Origin of the sequence: Mesorhizobium sp. M7A.F.Ca.CA.002.09.1.1, assembly GCF_003998555.1 — a bacterium.
GTDB classification, from domain to species: Bacteria; Pseudomonadota; Alphaproteobacteria; order Rhizobiales; family Rhizobiaceae; genus Mesorhizobium; species Mesorhizobium ciceri.
Genome location: NZ_RZRR01001235.1, coordinates 1 through 1,251 on the forward strand (window position 1 = coordinate 1; position 1,251 = coordinate 1,251).

2 pseudogenes are annotated in these 1,251 nt (G+C 68.2%); both read left to right on the forward strand.

The window, feature by feature from the left end:
- A pseudogene (locus EN994_RS32110) lies at positions 1-767 on the forward strand (chemotaxis protein MotC); the annotation flags it as partial.
- Positions 764-1,251, forward strand: a pseudogene (locus EN994_RS32115) (flagellar hook-length control protein FliK); the annotation flags it as partial. The pseudogenes EN994_RS32110 and EN994_RS32115, both read left to right, overlap by 4 nt.

Below are 1,251 nucleotides of genomic sequence, written 5' to 3' on the forward strand. Positions count from 1 at the left end.
CCACCCAGTATGTCGAGCGCTACCTCTATTCGCCCTATGCCAGCCAGTTCGCGGACTCCTTTGTCTCCGGCGTCATCGCGCTGCACATGTCGATCAGCCAGGACAAGCTGGGCGACATCACCTCGATGATGGATCCCGAGCGCGAGAAGGTGATCTATCTGCGCATCGCCCGCCGTGCCGCGATAGACGGCCTGAACGACCTTTCGGCCTTCGCTTCGGCGCGGGCCGAGCAGGGCCGTGACGGCAACACCAATCAGGACGATCCACGCGCCCTGCTCTATGCCAGCCTTTCCACCGTCACCTCGGGCACAATCGAGGACATTCGTGCCAAGCTCGGCAAGATCGATCGCAGCCGGCTGTCGGAGGGCGACCGCGCCTTGCTCGACGCCGCTCAGGCCATTGCCGGCGAGGTCGTCGCGCCGCCCACCGCCCTTCCGGCGGAAAAGCCTGCCCCTGTCGCGGCCGAGCAACCTCCGGCTCCCGAGATCGCCACGCCGCAAAACGCCGATGACAGTGGCTTGCCACCGGTCGAAGGCGCCATCTCGGAGCAACCCGCCGCCACCGCGGCCTCCGGCGGACCGGCCGCCAATGCGCCGGACACGGCGGCAGTTGCAGCCACATCCGCCGAGCCTGCGACCGTCGTGCCGGCGTCGGCACCTTCGCCCGCCGCCGGTCCAGAGCCCGCCGATCCGACCGACGCCGCCATGACCAGAACACGTCGACAGCTCGACCTGATCGACCAGATGCTTGGAGCCGCCCCTAAATGACCACCAGCCTCGGCTCGGCCTTGCCAGGATTTGCCTCCACGCGCGCGACGTCGGAGCAGCCTGCCGCGAACGGCAGAAACGATGACGCCGGCTTCGGCAAAATGCTGCGCGACGATGCCCGCCCGGAACGGCAGGCGTCGACAGAGGCGGGATCGCGCGACCGGCGCTGGAGCAAGCTCGCTGCCGGCCTCGCCGGGCATGGCGCCAAGGTCGAACCGGCATCGGCCGAGCCCGGAAGGACCACCTCGGCCAAAGGCGCAAGCGTGAAAACCGGCAAGGACGATTTGGAAGCAAAGGCGCACAAGGCCGACGCCGAACAGACGGCGTCGGATACCGCGCCGCTTCAGGACGACCTGCCGCTGCTGATCGCGTTTCATGACCTGCGGCATTTCTCGACAGCGGCCAAGGCAGCGGGGGGCAATGCGGCCACCGGCGAGAATCCGTCGGACCCGGCGCTCGGCGGACAGGCTGCACTGCCAAAGAC